Source organism: Streptococcus mitis SK1080, assembly GCF_000220085.1.
GTDB classification, from domain to species: domain Bacteria; phylum Bacillota; class Bacilli; order Lactobacillales; family Streptococcaceae; genus Streptococcus; species Streptococcus mitis_K.
The window spans coordinates 1-1,831 of record NZ_AFQV01000026.1; the positions used below are offsets into that span (position 1 = coordinate 1).

The 1,831-nt window shown below is 36.8% G+C and carries 3 protein-coding genes and 2 pseudogenes; 3 read left to right on the forward strand and 2 right to left on the reverse strand.

All coding sequences use genetic code 11. The features are described from left to right. Window positions 1-20: 20 nt before the first annotated feature. Window positions 21-419: a recombinase zinc ribbon domain-containing protein gene (locus HMPREF9957_RS11010; protein ID WP_004261296.1), complete on the reverse strand. Its 399-nt coding sequence runs from the start codon at window positions 417-419 to the stop codon at window positions 21-23. Between the two features lie 30 nt (window positions 420-449). On the opposite strand from HMPREF9957_RS11010, the pseudogene HMPREF9957_RS11015 reads away from it, so the two are divergent. The 3 genes and pseudogenes from HMPREF9957_RS11015 to HMPREF9957_RS11025 all read left to right on the forward strand — a co-directional run. Then, window positions 450-629, forward strand: a pseudogene (locus HMPREF9957_RS11015) (Y-family DNA polymerase); the annotation flags it as partial. Further along, the gene (locus HMPREF9957_RS11020; protein ID WP_000567197.1) at window positions 626-994 is read left to right on the forward strand and encodes a hypothetical protein; all 369 of its coding nucleotides are present in this window, start codon (window positions 626-628) and stop codon (window positions 992-994) included. The pseudogene HMPREF9957_RS11015 and the gene HMPREF9957_RS11020, both read left to right, overlap by 4 nt. Next, window positions 981-1,280 (forward strand): DUF5960 family protein, encoded by a 300-nt coding sequence (locus tag HMPREF9957_RS11025; RefSeq protein WP_001072468.1) that lies wholly within the window; start codon window positions 981-983, stop codon window positions 1,278-1,280. Before HMPREF9957_RS11020 ends, HMPREF9957_RS11025 begins: the two co-directional genes overlap by 14 nt. Window positions 1,281-1,397: 117 nt before the next feature. Here HMPREF9957_RS11025 and msr(D) read toward each other — a convergent pair. Beyond that, window positions 1,398-1,831: pseudogene (msr(D), locus tag HMPREF9957_RS11030) on the reverse strand (ABC-F type ribosomal protection protein Msr(D)); the annotation flags it as partial.

Consider the following 1,831-nt stretch of genomic DNA (forward strand, 5'->3'; position numbering starts at 1 on the left):
ACTATACTATGCCTACAGCCTTATAAATCAACTTCTGTTCCTTCCAAAAATCTAACGGTTATCTGTCCATCCTCCGAAATCAAAATACTATCTAGTACCTGACACATCTCAAAGGAATCATATTCCCAACACTCCTTATTTATCAATTCAGCCAGTAACACACTGTAATGCTTTTCTAATAACTGGTTTTCTTCCAAGATCTTATTCCACTTTCCATGCAACAAATCCATATTCTCACTCAGTAGTTTAACTGCCATCATTACAGCTTTCTCTAGTGTTCCCTCATCGATATGGTTATTCTGACAACCAATCTGTCCCTTTACCTTATAACGGTTGTTACACTGCCAAACTTTACGTTTGCCACGACTGGTCGTCCAGTTCTTACGTCCAAAAGCTGAACCGCATTCTGCACAGAACACCTTGGTAGTAAAAGGGTTGTCCTCATTTTGCATGATGTAGAAGAAATTGAAAAAGAAAATAGACTTCAGACAGCTATTGATGTTGTCAGAGAACAGTTTGGCTTTTTAGCCATACAAAAAGGAACCGTCCTAACTGAAGGTTCCTAAAATATTGAACGCAGTAAACTTATTGGCGGTCATTCCGCTGGTGGATTGGAGGGATTAAAATGATTGACCGTTCATCCTTACCATTTCAATCAGCAAGAGAGTACCAGGATACAAAGATGCAAAAATGGATGGGCTTTTTCCTATCTGAACATGCATCAGCACTCTCTGATGATACAAACAAAGTAACGTACATGTCTGACTTATCACTAGAGAAGAAATTATTACTCCTCAGTCAAGTATACGCCGGGCAGCTACGCACACGCATTCAAGTGATTGAAAAAAACAAGCGTGTTTCCTACACTGGAACAATACCAAGTCTGACCAAAGATTTCATTTTGATAAAAACTACAACAGGTCACATCAATTTGAAATTAAAAGACATTATTAGTATTGAACTTGTCGAGGAGGTGCTCTATGAATCAGCTTGAGTTTCAGCGTAATCACCTACAAATGGACTATTATAGCGAGAGCTACCAAGATTTTGAACGTGACTTCTACCGCTACTCTAACATGAATATTCCATTGACCTTCCTAACTGATGATATCCTAAAAACAATGGCGACTTCACGTAAGAATTACTTTGTCCTCAATAAGGAAAAGTCCAGAGGTAACCGCGATCACTTCTTCATATTTGAAGTAAGTACCGTAGATGAGAATCCGCTAATCTATCATTATACATATAAGAAAACTACAATATATTTAGCAGAAAAATAGGAGCAGTTCAATTGACTGTTCCTATTTTTAATATTCATAAAATCTAAAGTCTTTATACTCTTTAACAATGGAGTCGCCAACCAGAACAGACTATACTGACCAGCGACTACCTTAAATTTAATGTTTCAGATTTATTTTCTTATCTCTAATTTCATAAACTACATCTGCTACATTTTCGAGTAATCGTTTATCGTGGGTGATAAACACGATAGTTCCGGTGTACTCCTTCATTAGTATTTCCAAAGCCTCTAAACTTGGTATGTCAAGGAAGTTACTGGGTTCATCCATTATTAGGATGTTATATCTACCCATGAGCATTTTAGCAAGCAACAATTTTATAATTTCTCCACCGCTTAAAACAGATAAACTTTTTCCAATATCGTTCTGTTTGAACCCCATAGATGCTAGCACTGAACGAATTTCTGATATATTGTAGTCACAATCCTTCTGCATAAACTCCATAACATTCTGATTACTGTTGTACTTGTAACCATTCTGTGCAAAGTAACCTATTTTTGCCTTAGGCGAAATAGAAATTCCTTCTTCATGGT